15 protein-coding genes are annotated in these 14,231 nt (G+C 35.8%); 14 read left to right on the forward strand and 1 reads right to left on the reverse strand.

Features of this window, described 5'->3' with window-relative positions; all coding sequences use genetic code 11:
* Positions 1-44 precede the first annotated feature (44 nt).
* The 13 genes from F9U64_RS03230 (at position 45) to sigG (ending at position 13,517) form a co-directional block, all read left to right on the forward strand.
* The gene (locus F9U64_RS03230) at positions 45-1,502 is read left to right on the forward strand and encodes a UDP-N-acetylmuramoyl-L-alanyl-D-glutamate--2,6-diaminopimelate ligase (protein ID WP_153401580.1); all 1,458 of its coding nucleotides are present in this window, start codon (positions 45-47) and stop codon (positions 1,500-1,502) included.
* Between the two features lie 184 nt (positions 1,503-1,686).
* Entirely contained in the window at positions 1,687-2,673 is a 987-nt protein-coding gene (mraY, locus tag F9U64_RS03235; RefSeq protein ID WP_153401581.1) for a phospho-N-acetylmuramoyl-pentapeptide-transferase, read from the forward strand.
* A complete protein-coding gene (murD, locus tag F9U64_RS03240) occupies positions 2,670-4,016 on the forward strand; it encodes a UDP-N-acetylmuramoyl-L-alanine--D-glutamate ligase (RefSeq protein ID WP_153401582.1) in 1,347 nt (448 codons plus the stop codon). The genes mraY and murD overlap by 4 nt, the downstream gene beginning before the upstream one ends.
* A 98-nt stretch (positions 4,017-4,114) precedes the next feature.
* Positions 4,115-5,218 carry a stage V sporulation protein E gene (gene spoVE / locus F9U64_RS03245; RefSeq protein ID WP_153401583.1) on the forward strand — a complete coding sequence of 368 codons (1,104 nt, stop codon included), beginning with the start codon at positions 4,115-4,117 and terminating at the stop codon, positions 5,216-5,218.
* Between the two features lie 272 nt (positions 5,219-5,490).
* The gene (locus F9U64_RS03250) at positions 5,491-6,279 is read left to right on the forward strand and encodes a cell division protein FtsQ/DivIB (protein WP_153401584.1); all 789 of its coding nucleotides are present in this window, start codon (positions 5,491-5,493) and stop codon (positions 6,277-6,279) included.
* Positions 6,276-6,962, forward strand: coding sequence for a DUF881 domain-containing protein (locus F9U64_RS03255; protein WP_153401585.1), 687 nt, complete (start codon positions 6,276-6,278; stop codon positions 6,960-6,962). Before F9U64_RS03250 ends, F9U64_RS03255 begins: the two co-directional genes overlap by 4 nt.
* Positions 6,963-6,967: 5 nt before the next feature.
* On the forward strand, positions 6,968-7,693 hold the full coding sequence (locus tag F9U64_RS03260) for a DUF881 domain-containing protein (protein ID WP_153401586.1): 726 nt from the start codon (positions 6,968-6,970) through the stop codon (positions 7,691-7,693).
* Positions 7,693-8,046 carry a small basic family protein gene (locus F9U64_RS03265; protein WP_153401587.1) on the forward strand — a complete coding sequence of 118 codons (354 nt, stop codon included), beginning with the start codon at positions 7,693-7,695 and terminating at the stop codon, positions 8,044-8,046. The genes F9U64_RS03260 and F9U64_RS03265 overlap by 1 nt, the downstream gene beginning before the upstream one ends.
* A 160-nt stretch (positions 8,047-8,206) precedes the next feature.
* Positions 8,207-9,499: a cell division protein FtsA gene (gene ftsA / locus F9U64_RS03270; protein ID WP_153401588.1), complete on the forward strand. Its 1,293-nt coding sequence runs from the start codon at positions 8,207-8,209 to the stop codon at positions 9,497-9,499.
* Positions 9,500-9,569: 70 nt separating this feature from the next.
* Positions 9,570-10,709 carry a cell division protein FtsZ gene (gene ftsZ, locus F9U64_RS03275; protein ID WP_153401589.1) on the forward strand — a complete coding sequence of 380 codons (1,140 nt, stop codon included), beginning with the start codon at positions 9,570-9,572 and terminating at the stop codon, positions 10,707-10,709.
* A gap of 307 nt (positions 10,710-11,016) precedes the next feature.
* Positions 11,017-11,913 carry a sigma-E processing peptidase SpoIIGA gene (gene spoIIGA / locus F9U64_RS03280; protein ID WP_153401590.1) on the forward strand — a complete coding sequence of 299 codons (897 nt, stop codon included), beginning with the start codon at positions 11,017-11,019 and terminating at the stop codon, positions 11,911-11,913.
* A gap of 20 nt (positions 11,914-11,933) precedes the next feature.
* On the forward strand, positions 11,934-12,653 hold the full coding sequence (gene sigE / locus F9U64_RS03285) for an RNA polymerase sporulation sigma factor SigE (protein ID WP_153401591.1): 720 nt from the start codon (positions 11,934-11,936) through the stop codon (positions 12,651-12,653).
* A gap of 21 nt (positions 12,654-12,674) precedes the next feature.
* Complete coding sequence (gene sigG, locus F9U64_RS03290) at positions 12,675-13,517, forward strand: RNA polymerase sporulation sigma factor SigG (RefSeq protein ID WP_407647287.1); 843 nt, start codon at positions 12,675-12,677, stop codon at positions 13,515-13,517.
* Between the two features lie 35 nt (positions 13,518-13,552).
* Here the strand turns inward: sigG and F9U64_RS03295 are convergent, their stop codons facing one another.
* The gene (locus tag F9U64_RS03295) at positions 13,553-13,729 is read right to left on the reverse strand and encodes a YfhD family protein (protein WP_153401593.1); all 177 of its coding nucleotides are present in this window, start codon (positions 13,727-13,729) and stop codon (positions 13,553-13,555) included.
* Positions 13,730-13,887: 158 nt separating this feature from the next.
* On the opposite strand from F9U64_RS03295, the gene F9U64_RS03300 reads away from it, so the two are divergent.
* Positions 13,888-14,163 carry a YlmC/YmxH family sporulation protein gene (locus F9U64_RS03300; protein ID WP_153401594.1) on the forward strand — a complete coding sequence of 92 codons (276 nt, stop codon included), beginning with the start codon at positions 13,888-13,890 and terminating at the stop codon, positions 14,161-14,163.
* Positions 14,164-14,231 lie beyond the last annotated feature (68 nt).

Genomic DNA, 14,231 nt, shown 5'->3' on the forward strand with positions numbered 1-14,231 from the left:
AATGAGATAATCCCAGAGAAGCTAGAAAGTACAGGTGATGTAATGTGAAAAGGTTAGAGAATTTAATAAAACATATTCCGAATTTTAAACACAGTGTAGTATTGGATAATGTAGTGATAAATAGTATGGAGATAGACCATCGAGAAGTAAAGCAAGGTTCTTTATTTATCTGCATTAAAGGTTTTACGGTAGACGGTCATCAATATGCAAAAGCTGCGTGTGATAATGGAGCAGTGGCAGTGATTGCTGAAAGAGATTTAGATTTAGCTGTACCAGTGATTGTTGTAAAAGATACTTCTCATGTGCTTCCTATTCTTGCAAATGCCTTTTTTGATTCGCCAACAACTAATTTTCCGCTAATTGGTGTAACGGGAACTAACGGAAAGACGAGTGTCACTCATTTAATTGAGGAAATGTTCCAAGGAAATCAACAAAAAACCGGTATTATTGGAACCATAGAAATGAGAATAAATGATCAAGTAACACCAGTGAAAAATACAACACCTGATGCATTATTCTTACAAAAGAGCTTTAAGAGAATGGAAGAGGAAAAAGTAGATGCTGCCATAATGGAGGTCTCCTCCCATGCTTTAGAGCAAGGCAGAGTACATGGCTGTGATTTTGATATTGCTGTATTCACCAATTTGTCTCAAGATCATCTGGATTACCATGTTTCCATGGATCACTATTTATTTGCGAAGAGTTTGTTATTTGCTCAGCTTGGCAATGACTATAAGGAGAAAAAATATGCGATCTTAAATATCGATGATCCCAGCAGTTTATTTATTATGCGTGCAACGGCACAGCCTATTATTACATATGGACTAACTGATGAAGCTGATTTTTATGCAGCAAATATTGAGCTAAAAGCAGATGGTGTTAGTTTCGATCTTCACACTCCAACACAATCATTAAAAATTAACAGTAATTTAATGGGATTATTTAGTGTATATAATATGCTAGCAGCAGCTGCTTCTGCATATTATTGTAATATTGATCTTGCAATTGTGCAGAAAGTATTAAACAATACCAATGGAGTGAAGGGAAGATTCCAGCCTGTAGCCAATGATCGCGGTCTGGGAGTAATTGTTGATTATGCGCATACTCCCGATTCGCTGGAAAATGTCCTGAAAACAGTGAAGAAATTTTGCAATGGCGAGATTTCGGTTGTAGTTGGCTGTGGTGGAGATCGTGATAAGACAAAACGGCCACAAATGGCTCATATCGCATGCGAGTATGCAGATAAAGCAATTTTCACTTCCGATAATCCAAGATCAGAATCTCCAGAGGATATTATTGAAGACATGATTCGTCCGTTGGAAAAAGATAATTTTCAAATTGTAATTGACCGTAAAGAAGCAATAAAGTCTGCTGTTGAACAAGCGAAAGAAGGGGACGTCATTCTGATAGCAGGAAAAGGTCATGAAACATATCAAATTATCGGTGATCAAGTCTTAGAATTTGATGATGTAAAAGTTGCAAACCAATTATTGCAAGATTAACAATTCAACAGTGCTAAACGTCTGTCATACCCTCCACATCAAATTTCCCGGAGAACAGAAAGATAGTGGTGGATAGACATTAAGCATCCTGATAAGTTTTTGTAACGGCCAGTGGGGGGAAGACCCTCACTGACCAAAGTCTCACTTTATTTAAGGATATGTAAGAAGATAGGAGAGGACATTTATGAGTCAATACACTTTTTTAATAACAATCGCCATTGCATTCTTAATAACCGTCTTACTATCCCCAATTTTTATTCCTTTTCTTAAAAGATTGAAATTTGGACAGAGTATACGTGAAGAAGGACCAAAATCCCATCAGAAAAAATCTGGTACGCCTACAATGGGCGGATTAATGATCATCCTAAGTATTACGATTACAAGTATTATTGTTATCGCAAAAGTAAATGGTGGTATCTTAAATTACGAAATATGGTTATTGCTTTTAGTATTATTAGGGTTCGGTCTTTTAGGATTTTTAGATGATTTTATTAAAGTTGTGATGAAACGAAATTTAGGTTTGAATTCCAAACAGAAATTGCTTGGTCAAATTATTATTTCGATTATTTTTTACGTTGTATTAAGACAACAACAATTTGATACAAGTATCGCGATACCAGGCACTGATTGGAGTATGGAATTAGGCTGGTTTTATGCCGTTTTCATTATTGTAATGCTCGTAGGTGCTTCCAATGCTGTTAATTTAACAGATGGCCTGGATGGTCTTTTGGCTGGTACTGCGGCAATTGCATTTGGTGCTTTTGCCATTTTGGCATGGTATGGGTTGCCTAATCTGAATATTACATTATTTTCATTATGTGTCGTAGGTGCATTGTTAGGCTTTTTAGTTTTTAATGCCCACCCTGCAAAAGTTTTTATGGGAGATACTGGTTCCCTCGCCTTAGGAGGGACAATTGGTGCTATAGCAATTTTACTTAAACTAGAAATCCTGCTGGTAATTATCGGTGGAGTATTTGTTATTGAGACTTTATCTGTTATTATTCAGGTTATTTCTTTTAAAACTACTGGAAAAAGAGTTTTTCGAATGAGTCCTTTACATCACCACTATGAATTAAAAGGGTGGAGTGAATGGCGAGTTGTAACAACTTTTTGGCTTGTTGGCGTCTTATTCGCCATTTTAGGAATTTACATTGAGGTGTGGTCAGCATGAGAAAATTGAGAAATTTCCCCTATAACAATATATTAGTGTTAGGTTTAGCAAAAAGCGGAACAGCTGTCAGCAAAATCTTACACCGGAATAATAAGAACGTTATTGTCAATGATTTAAAAGCATCAAAACAAGATGACAGTGTAATAGAGTTAGAAAAACTCGGAATAGAAGTAGTTACAGGTTCCCATCCAGTTTCTTTACTTGAAGGAATCGATCTTATAATTAAAAACCCGGGTATTCCATATGAGAATATTCTTTTACAGCAGGCAGTGGAAGAAGAAATACCGATCATAACAGAAATTGAGTTATTATATTATTTCGATATCAGGAATCTTGTAGGAATAACAGGTTCGAACGGAAAGACAACTACTACAACCCTAATTTATGAAATGTACAAACAAGCAGAATTTGCTGTGGAGATCGCTGGAAATATCGGGCATGTTGCCTCACAAGTTGCAGAAACGATGGGAAATGAACGGTCAATGGTTGTTGAATTATCTTCCTTTCAATTACAAGGTACGAGACAATTCAGACCACACATTTCTGTTCTGCTAAATATATTTGAAGCACACTTGGATTTTCATAAAAATTTGGAAAATTACCAGAATGCCAAGGCAAATATTTTTCAAAATCACACTTCGGAAGACTTTTTAGTTTATAATGCCGATGACCAAAAAGTTGTTCAGATGATTCATTCTGCTAAAAGCAGGAAAGTACCATTTAGCAGAATGAAAAAGCTGGACCGCGGAGCATACGTAGATAATGGGGTAATCTATTTCAATGAGGAATATATTATAGATATTGCTGACATTGCATTAGTTGGTACTCATAATTTGGAGAATATACTCGCTGCTGTAGCTGCAGCTAAAGTTTCCTCCATCCCGACAAGTGCGATTAAATCAGTATTATCTGTATTTAACGGTGTTACGCATAGGATGCAATTCGTTGCAAAAAAGGAAGAACGGTTATTTTATAATGATTCAAAAGCTACTAACATCCTGGCAACATCAAAAGCTCTGCAATCCTTTGATCAACCGACCATTTTATTAGCTGGCGGTTTGGATAGAGGAAATGGCTTTGATGATTTGCTGCCATACCTCCAAAACGTAAAAGCAATGGTGTTGTTTGGCGAAACAGCCGAAAAGATACAGCAGATTGGTCAGAGTGCTGGCATAGCAAATATCTCTTTAGTAGAAGATATGAACGAAGCTGTTAAAAATGCTTATCAGGTTTCTGACAAAGGTGATGTTATCCTGCTATCTCCAGCTTGCGCCAGCTGGGATCAGTACACAACTTTTGAAGAGAGAGGAAACATTTTTATGGAGTCTGTGCATAGATTATAATAGGGGCTTGTCTATTATAATCGGTAGCAGATTTTCAAGAGAATAATATGTTCAGTAGTAAAAGCCCCTTTTTTCTAATAAATAAGGGGGCTTTTTTTATGCAAAATCGATTTCGTACAGATGGAGTAGATCGGCTGTTAGTTATCCTGATCTTAATGATTTTACTAATTGGTTCATTAATGGTATACAGCGCTTCTTATATATGGGCAGAATATAAATTTGACGATTCCTTTTACTTTTTGAAGCGCCAGCTTTTATTTGCTGGAGTCGGTGTAGTTGCCATGTTTATTGTGGCAAACGTGCCATATTTTCAATGGATAAAATACCGGAAATGGATTTTTATTGGCTGTATTGTATTACTAATTGCTGTCCTCATTCCAGGTGTCGGGATGGTGAGGGGCGGGGCAAGAAGCTGGATTGGAATTGGGGCATTCAGCATTCAGCCAGCAGAATTTATGAAATTGGGAATGATTTTATTTTTAAGTGGTTACCTTGTTAATGCACAGGAGAAATTAACAGAATTCAGAAGAGGGTTTGTTCCACCGCTTCTCATTATTGTCAGCATATTCCTTCTGATTATGCTTCAACCAGACTTGGGAACAGGTATGGTATTTATCCTTACAAGTTTTTTACTCCTTTTCGTTGCAGGGGCGCGCTGGGGCCATTTCTTAATTTTAGGTGGTTTTGGTGTATTAGGCTTCTTATTATTAATCATATCAGCTCCCTATCGTATAAACAGGATAACTGCATTTTTAGACCCATGGCAGGATCCGTTAGGGAATGGTTTTCAAATTATTCAATCACTATATGCTATCGGACCTGGAGGTTTATTTGGTGTCGGTTATGGCAACAGTTTGCAAAAATATTTCTATTTACCAGAACCGCATAATGATTTTATTTTCGCTATTATAGCAGAAGAACTAGGTTTTATTGGAGGTTTCTTTGTAATTGGATTATTTTTTCTGTTTGTATGGCGGGGGGTTCTTGTTTCACTGCATGCACCAGATTTGTTTGCAAAATTATTATCAATAGGGATTGTCGGGATGATTGCCATCCAGGTGATGATTAATATAAGTGTTGTAATCGGTCTGATCCCTGTTACTGGTATTACGTTGCCATTTTTAAGTTATGGTGGTTCTTCCTTGACATTAACTCTTTGCTCTGTTGGAATTTTATTAAATATTAGTAAATATAGGAAATGAAATATAACTTTCTTCATAGTGCCGTGTTGACTTTAAATATGCTATAATTAATTGGAAGTCTATTATCATCATTAAAGCAAAAGTGTTTCATATTATAAAAGTGCGTGTCCAAAAAGTCGGCAAATTATTAGCAAGAAGGTCGAAGCGCTGCAGTGAAGAGCATCGGAACGCTAGTCTTGACTACGTGAGAAGCGGACTCGCAAACCAACGAAGAGATTCGCTGCTTATCATTTGGTGACTTTTGGAATATCCTCTAAAAGGGAAGTTTGTTAATGGAGCAAAAAAGAGTTGTCTCAATTGAAGATAGAATACCAAAGTTAAAAAAAGAACGTAGAAAGCGTACCAATCGAAGGTTAGCGATCTATTTAACTGTTTTTTTCTTGCTTGTTTTCATTGTGGTATATGTCCAGTCTCCTTTGAGTCATGTGAACAGTATTGAAATTAATGGAGAGAGGCTGGTACCTGAAGAAGAGATACTGGAAATTACTGAATTAGATAAATATACGAATTTCTGGGGAGTACAAGCAGGAGAATTAGAAAAATTACTAGAAGAACATCAGCTGATTAACAGTGCAACAATTAATAAGAAATTTCCTGCTAACAAAATTACAATTGAAATAGATGAATTAAATTATGTCGGTTATCTAAAACAAAGTGATCTAGCTGTTCCCTTACTTGAAAATGGGAACAAATTAGATGGAATTCCTTTAGCTGATGTAAGCGGGTCTGCCCCTTTGTTGAATAATTTTACAGATTATCCAAATCTGCAGCAGTTAGCTGTAGAATTGAATGAGTTACCGGATTACGTCCATGCCTTAATCTCAGAAATCAAATGGGCTCCAACTTCAACTAATTCGCAAAAGCTGATACTATTTATGACAGATGGCTATGAAGTAGAATTGACAGCAAGAAATTTCTCGGAATTGTTAACGACATATCCTTCTATTGTCAGTCAGTTAGACAATGGAATTGATGGAGTGATCAAAATAGATGAAGGCGGCGCTGTTTTCACACCTTTTAATTCCGATCAACCTGTGAAAATTGACGGAGGCACAGAATGAAAAGTAAAAAACTGATTTTTGCGTTCGTATTTTTTGTGTTAGGTTTTCTCATTACATTCAGTTTTCAACAAACGCGGTCGAGCAGTAATGTTGTCCAATTAAATGAAAATGAATGGGAACGCGACTATTTTTATCGAAAGCAGCTTATAGAGCTGGAGGATACTAACAAACAGCTTAGAGCAGAATTAAACAGTATAAGAGAGCAAATCCAGGAAATAGAGCAAAATTTTGCTTCGAGTGCAGATGATCTTCATGATTTAGTTGAAACGAAAACAAAGTTGCAAAAATTAACAGGAGAATTACCGGTAAGAGGAAATGGAATTGTAATTACTTTAAGTGATTCTAGTTACATACCAAGTAATCAACATGCCAATCAATATATTGTTCATGACAGACACATTCATCAAGTGATCAACGAACTTTATAGTGCGGGAGCAAAAGCGATAGCAATTAATGGTCAACGAATTTTCAGGGATAGCTATATTACTTGTACTGGTCCGGTTATTACAGTTGATGGAAGCAGTTACCCAGCACCATTTGTGATATCTGCGATAGGGGATCCAGCCATACTGGATGTCAGCCTAAACTTAAAAAATGGTGTTATTGATATGTTAGTTCAAGACAACGTAGAAGTAGCATTTGAAAAGAAATCAGATATTGATATGTCTGCAAGGGAATTGTGATCATAATGATAATATCGAATAAAGGTAAAATATGGATTAGTATCATTTGCCTCATTGTTGGTTTTATGATTGCTATATTATTTGAAACGAAACAATCAACAGAATTAAGAGATACGAGAGATTTATGGGAGATACGAACTGCCTTACAAAAAGAGCAGGAAATTCAGCAGAATATTTATAATGAAATTGCTGCAAGTGAGGTTTTATTGCAAGAATACGAAAATCAGCCTGAGAGACAGCAGCTGGAATCCTTAAAAGAATCGATTGAGAATTTGAAAGAACAGGCGGGCCTGACTGTTATAGAAGGTGAAGGGGTAGTTATTACATTGCAGCCAATTTTTCAAGAGTATGATGAATATCAGATATATCCGGAATTAACTGCCGATTTGCTGCAGTTTTTGATTAACCAGCTGAATGATTATGGGGCAACTGAAATTGCAGTAGGACAGGAAAGGCTTATTAATATTACACCAATCAGAAATGTCAATGGCAGAGTTTATGTAAATAATAGTCCTATAGGAGATCTTCCGGTTAAAGTCCATGTCATAACTGATGACCCGACACGTTTGATAAACCATATCGAGGTAAGTGAATCCATTGACTATTTTGCCTTAGAAAATATTGAACTGAAAACAAAGCAAGTTTCAGCGTTAGTCCTGCCAAAATATGACCAGACGATAAATCTGGAAGGTCTTGAAATAACTGAGTCACTAGAAGAAGGTGATATATAATGTTATTGCCTGCTTTGTTTTTGATTTTAGGTTTAATCTTAGGCTTATTAACAAATTTCACTATACCGGAAATCTATGCCAATTATTTATCTATTGCAGTTTTAGCTGCACTGGATACTTTATTTGGCGGGATAAGATCCCAGTTAGAAGGGAAATTCGATCAAAGTGTGTTTATATCTGGATTCTTTTTTAATGTATCACTAGCAGCACTTTTAGCATTTATTGGTGTTCAACTAGGTATTGATTTATACCTTGCTGCTATTTTTGCCTTTGGTGTTCGTCTGTTTCATAATTTAGCAATTATAAGAAGGATTATGTTAGAGAAGTTCCGATTAAGAAAAAGGAATAAATAAGCATAGAGTTTTTATGGGAATAAGCATAGCCTTCTGAAGAGATTTTTATCTTTTCTATAAATAATTATGAAAATAGCGCGACATTTATTATAATAGTTCTTAACATATTTTATTATATGCAATCAATCATTACTAAATGTATAGAAATAGGAGGTGCCTCATGAACAACAGTGAATTTTTAGTCAGCCTTGATATAGGTACATCAAAAATCAAAGTCATTATTGGGGAAGTAATCGGGGACTCTCTTAATATAATAGGAGTCGGGTCCTCTAAATCATTAGGAATGAAAAAAGGTGCTATCGTAGATATTGATGAAACCGTCCATTCGATAAGAACAGCAGTAGAACAAGCTGAAAGAATGGTAGATGTACATATTGATCGAGTTGTAGTTGGAATTAATGGGAATCATGTACAATTGCAGCCTTGTCATGGAGTGGTAGCAGTTTCGAGTGAGGATAAAGAAATTAAAGAAGAAGATATACATCGAGTAATGGAAGCAGCTCAGGTGATGTCCATCCCTCCAGAAAGAGAAATAGTTGATGTCATACCAAAGCAGTTTATTGTCGATGGTCTGGATGAGATCAGAGATCCACGTGGAATGATAGGTGTTCGATTGGAAATGCAGGGTACTATTATTACGTGTTCCAAAACAATGTTACATAACATCCTGAAGTGTGTTGAAAAAGCAGGACTAACAGTAATGGACCTTTGTCTGCATCCATTAGCTACAGGTGAAGTGGCACTATCAAATGATGAGAAGAACTTAGGTGTTGCTATATTAGATATTGGTGGCGGCAGTACAACTGTATCTGTTTTTGAGCAAGGCTCTTTAGCTGGGACAAGCGTTCTGCCGATCGGTGGATATAATATTACGAAAGACTTGTCCATCGGTTTAAGAACAACAACCGAAGAAGCGGAAAATATTAAACTGGATCACGGCTATGCTTTTTATAATGATGCGAATGAAGAAGAAACATTTGCTGTTAACATTATTGGAAGCAATCAAAAAGAATTCTTTAATCAAGTAGAATTAGCTGATATTATTGAAGCTAGATTTGAAGAAATATTAATAATGAGTGCCCGTGAAATTCAAAAAATGGGATATAATGATCTTCCAGGAGGAATTGTGTTAACTGGTGGAACAATGAGTATGCCAGGTTCAGCAGACCTTGCGCAAATGGTATACCAGACAAATGTAAGAATCGCGATTCCTGATTATATTGGTGTGAGAGAACCTCAGTATACTGCAGGAATTGGTATCTTGAAATTTGCGTACAAGAATGCGAAAATACAAGGGAAAGAGTTTTCAGGCTCTATCTCTGTTAACAGGGAGAAGGAAGTAGTAGCAGTTGAGCAGAGTAAGCCTGAAAAAACAAAACCAGTGAAAGAACAAAAAGTAAAAGAGAAGAAGGAACCTAAATTAGCTAACTTGTTTAAATATTTCTTCGACTAAAATATTTACAGCAACAAACAAAAATGTGGAAACAGACAGACTCTAAAACTGGCAATGAGGAGGAAAGAGAATGTTAGATTTTGATACAAATATGGAAGATCAATTAGCATCGATTAAGGTAATTGGTGTTGGTGGTGGCGGAAGTAATGCAGTAAATCGAATGATTGAACATGGTGTTCAAGGTGTAGATTTCATTGCTGTAAATACAGATGCACAGGCCCTTAACCTTTCTAAAGCTGAAGTTAAAATGCAAATAGGTACAAAACTTACCAGAGGACTTGGTGCTGGTGCCAATCCAGAAGTAGGCCGTAAAGCTGCTGAGGAAAGCAAAGAACAAATTGAAGAAATATTAAAAGGTGCTGATATGGTATTTGTTACAGCTGGAATGGGCGGTGGAACCGGAACTGGTGCTGCACCTGTTATTGCTGCAGTAGCCAAAGAATTAGGTGCACTGACAGTTGGTGTTGTAACAAGACCGTTTACTTTTGAAGGTAGAAAAAGAGCTACACATGCGGTTGCAGGGATAGATGGCTTAAAAAGCAATGTAGATACGTTAATTGTGATTCCTAATGATAGATTACTAGAGATTATTGATAAAAATACTCCAATGTTAGAAGCTTTCCGTGAAGCTGATAATGTATTAAGACAAGGTGTACAGGGTATTTCTGATTTAATCGCAACTCCTGGTTTAATTAATGTCGACTTTGCTGATGTGAAGACAATTATGGCTGATAAAGGTTCTGCCTTAATGGGTATCGGTGTTGCAACTGGAGAAAACAGGGCCGCTGAAGCTGCTAAGAAAGCAATTTCTTCGCCATTACTGGAAACGTCAATTGATGGTGCCCATGGTGTGTTAATGAATATCACAGGTGGTACAAATCTGAGTCTATATGAGGTTCAGGAAGCAGCAGATATTGTAACATCCGCAGCAGACCAGGAAGTGAACGTTATTTTTGGTTCTGTCATTAATGAAGATCTAAAAGATGAGATTGTAGTTACTGTGATTGCGACAGGCTTTGATGAGACGCAATTAAAGAGTGTACAAGGAAAAGCAAAACCTGTGTTGCAGCAAAAACCAGTCTCTCGTGACAGAGATAAAGAAGAGAAAGCACCAGAACCTACTGCAACAACAGCATCTTCAAGAACGAAGCATCAAGAAGATACTTTAGACATCCCAGCATTTTTAAGAAACCGTAACAGAAGAAGATAATATGATCAAAAAGCTGTTCAATGTCAGGATTTCCTGATATGAACAGCTTTTTTACATTTTATAAACAAACTAACATCATATCTATCCTCCTTCTTCCTCTGCCGGATCTCTTATCAAAACTTTTGTATTCCGTTATAACTGATCCCGCTGTCCACCACAGTCCAGACATTCCCATAATTCAACAATAATTGTGAAAAGATCTGAAAATTAGATGGCATCTACTTCTTAATTGTGACAGACTTCTTTGTGCTCTTCTACTATACTAAAAACACAACAACATATAAGTATTCTAATGGAGCGATTATTGGTGACTGTTTATATTGAATTAATATGGTTATTGAATTGGGCGATTGACTGGATGATCCTGTTATTAACCCAATCCATTTTGTACAGCAGAGCAAAATGGTACCGTTTATGCTTTGCCGGATTTGCAGGATCCATCATTGTCCCGATATCTTTACTAATTCCAGAGCTTTATTTAGAGGCATGGTATGTAAAAGTTCTTCACTCTTGTTTTATCATCATTATAGCTTTTGGCTTTACCAATTTAGCTCTGTTTATTAAAAACTTATTTACATTTTACTTTATGACTTTTGCTATTGGCGGTGGTTTAATAGCAATCCATTTTCTGACGAATACAAGTGAACTGACAAGCTTCTCCAGTCATTTGGAACCGACACAAATTCATGGTTTGTTTGTGCTGATTGGCTTTCCTGTTGTTTATTTATTTACAAAGCAGAGAATGGACAAGCATAAATACACCCAGCTGAAAAAAGATTTTATGTATATGGTAACCATTTTGTGGCGTCACAGAAATGTACAAGTGTCAGGGTATGTTGATAGCGGTAATCAGCTTGTTGATCCCATTTCAAAGAAGCCTGTTATTATTTGTGATGAAACTTTTTTAGATAAATGGTTCAGTCAAAAGGAATTACAAGAATTAAAGCAATTGTATAACCAAATTTCTAATGGGGAAATTCCAACAAACTCACACTCATTTTATCGTTTCGTACCATATCACGGGGTTGGCGGGAATATGGAATGGCTGATTGCCTTTTCACCAGATAGTGTAATGATCCATTTCGATAAAAAGAAAAACGTGGAGGTCCAACAGGTGCTTGTCGGTATTCGATTTGGAAAGTTAGTTGGTGACAATAGCTATCATTGCTTACTTCATCCAAAACTTTTTCAGGAAGTGGGCTGAATATACAAGGGAGTGATTATATGTTAGATATAAAAATGAAATATAAGACGATTGTTTATAAACTTTTGAAAAAAATGGGCTTTCATGAAGATGAGATATTTTATATTGGTGGAAGTGAAGCTTTGCCACCGCCCCTTTCGAAAGATGAAGAGTTTGAATTGATTAATAAATTACCTGTTGGTGATAAAGCAGCAAGAGCGATGCTAATCGAACGTAATTTAAGATTAGTGGTATATATTGCAAGAAAATTTGAGAATACAGGGATTAATATTGAGGATTTAATCAGCATTGGTACAATAGGGTTAATTAAAGCAATCAATACTTTTAATCCAGAGAAAAAGATTAAATTAGCTACATATGCTTCACGATGTATTGAGAATGAAATTTTAATGTATTTACGTAAAAATAACAAATTAAAAACAGAGGTTTCATTTGATGAACCTTTAAACGTGGATTGGGATGGCAATGAATTGCTTCTTTCCGATGTTTTAGGCACAGATGAGGATGTGACTTTCAAAGATTTGGAGCAAGATGTTGATAAAAGCTTACTGAGAGATGCATTAGAACAGTTAAATGGCAGAGAAAAACAAATCATGGAGCTTAGATTTGGCCTGATTAATAATGAAGAAAAAACACAAAAAGACGTTGCTGATATGCTGGGGATTTCGCAATCCTATATATCAAGGTTAGAAAAGAAAATCATTAAAAGATTACAAAAGGAATTTAACAAAATGGTCTAGTTACTAATTAATGGAAGATGCATAAAAACTTTCCGATTGGTGATACTTACATTTGAGAAGGATCTCCAATCGGGAGGGTACAATATGACAAGACATAAAGTAGAGATTTGTGGGGTAGATACTTCAACTTTACCTGTTTTGAAAAATGATGAAATGAGAAAGTTATTTAAGGAAATGCAAGCAGGAGATCAAACTGCACGTGAGAAATTAGTTAATGGGAATTTGCGATTAGTATTAAGTGTGATTCAACGTTTCAACAACCGCGGAGAATATGGTGACGATTTATTTCAAGTCGGCTGTATTGGTTTGTTAAAGTCAATTGATAATTTTGATCTTGGTCAAAATGTTAAATTCTCAACATATGCAGTACCAATGATTATTGGTGAAATAAGAAGATACTTACGTGATAATAATCCTATTCGTGTTTCAAGATCATTACGAGATATCGCTTATAAAGCTTTACATGCGAGAGAAAAGCTTATGAGCGAAACTTCAAAAGATCCTTCTCCTATGGAAATCGCAAATGAGCTCGATGTTCCTGTAACTGATGTTATCTTTGCACTTGACGCCATTCAAGACCCAGTCTCATTATTTGAACCAATATTTAATGATGGAGGAGACCCGATTTATGTAATGGATCAGGTAAGTGATGACAGTGTAAAAGATAATGATTGGATTAATTATTTATCTATTAAAGAAGGCATGAGAAGATTAAATAATCGTGAAAAAATGATCCTGAACAAGCGCTTTTTTCAAGGGAAAACCCAGATGGAAGTAGCAGAAGAGATTGGTATATCACAAGCGCAGGTTTCAAGACTTGAAAAAGCAGCCATAAAAGAGATGAATAAAGAAATGTTTGAATAAATAGAGCAGTGATGTTTTCATCACTGCTCTATTTATTATTTTTTATTACTTTGACGCTGATCGGCGCGTTTGCTTCTCATTTGGGCTTCTTTATCTTCTGAATCAGCAAATTCCTCGGCAAATTCCACATCTATTCCATCACTTTTCTGATTTTTTGGTGTTTGCGGCAAGTTGCTTTTATTTCTTTTATCTCTATGTTGATCTCTTCCCATTTGTAACACCCTCTTTCATCAATATGGAGAGAAATCTTCCTCTCTCATTAAATATTCTGTACGTTTTGTAAAGTAACATGCAAAAATTTTAATTGAAATACTGCACCATAATTTACTTTTATTATCATATATTGATAATAAAAAGGTGGTGCTTAAAGATGATAACTTTGTCTTCTATGCAAATGAAAGATATTATTTATATTGAGGATGGAACAAAGCTTGGGCATTTAACAGATATTGAAATCAATGTGGATTATGGCAGAATTGTCAATTTGATTGTTGCAACAAAATCTAAAGTGCTTGGCGTTTTTGGAGAAGAAAGGGAAGTAATCATACCTTGGGAAAATGTCATGCGTATCGGACAGGATGTTATCTTAGTGAAAAAATCCAATTTCTATATTAGTGAGCCTGTTGAAAGTAATCAAACACAATAGAGAATATTTTGTCGTAATTCAATAAAAATTGTGAACGTTGTCGGAAATGTGATAAAATGAGGAAAAAC

It is taken from the genome of Gracilibacillus oryzae (assembly GCF_009498735.1).
GTDB classification, from domain to species: domain Bacteria; phylum Bacillota; class Bacilli; order Bacillales; family Amphibacillaceae; genus Gracilibacillus; species Gracilibacillus oryzae.

Bases quoted from the DNA above. Each gene is read 5' to 3' on its own strand.
- mraY (WP_153401581.1), top strand. From the start codon at position 1,687: ATGAGTCAATACACTTTTTTAATAACAATCGCCATTGCATTCTTAATA.
- murD (WP_153401582.1), top strand. From the start codon at position 2,670: ATGAGAAAATTGAGAAATTTCCCCTATAACAATATATTAGTGTTAGGT.
- spoVE (WP_153401583.1), top strand. From the start codon at position 4,115: ATGCAAAATCGATTTCGTACAGATGGAGTAGATCGGCTGTTAGTTATC.
- F9U64_RS03250 (WP_153401584.1), top strand. From the start codon at position 5,491: ATGGAGCAAAAAAGAGTTGTCTCAATTGAAGATAGAATACCAAAGTTA.
- F9U64_RS03255 (WP_153401585.1), top strand. From the start codon at position 6,276: ATGAAAAGTAAAAAACTGATTTTTGCGTTCGTATTTTTTGTGTTAGGT.
- F9U64_RS03260 (WP_153401586.1), top strand. From the start codon at position 6,968: ATGATAATATCGAATAAAGGTAAAATATGGATTAGTATCATTTGCCTC.
- F9U64_RS03265 (WP_153401587.1), top strand. From the start codon at position 7,693: ATGTTATTGCCTGCTTTGTTTTTGATTTTAGGTTTAATCTTAGGCTTA.
- ftsA (WP_153401588.1), top strand. From the start codon at position 8,207: ATGAACAACAGTGAATTTTTAGTCAGCCTTGATATAGGTACATCAAAA.
- ftsZ (WP_153401589.1), top strand. From the start codon at position 9,570: ATGTTAGATTTTGATACAAATATGGAAGATCAATTAGCATCGATTAAG.
- sigE (WP_153401591.1), top strand. From the start codon at position 11,934: ATGTTAGATATAAAAATGAAATATAAGACGATTGTTTATAAACTTTTG.
- F9U64_RS03295 (WP_153401593.1), bottom strand. From the start codon at position 13,729: ATGGGAAGAGATCAACATAGAGATAAAAGAAATAAAAGCAACTTGCCG.
- F9U64_RS03300 (WP_153401594.1), top strand. From the start codon at position 13,888: ATGATAACTTTGTCTTCTATGCAAATGAAAGATATTATTTATATTGAG.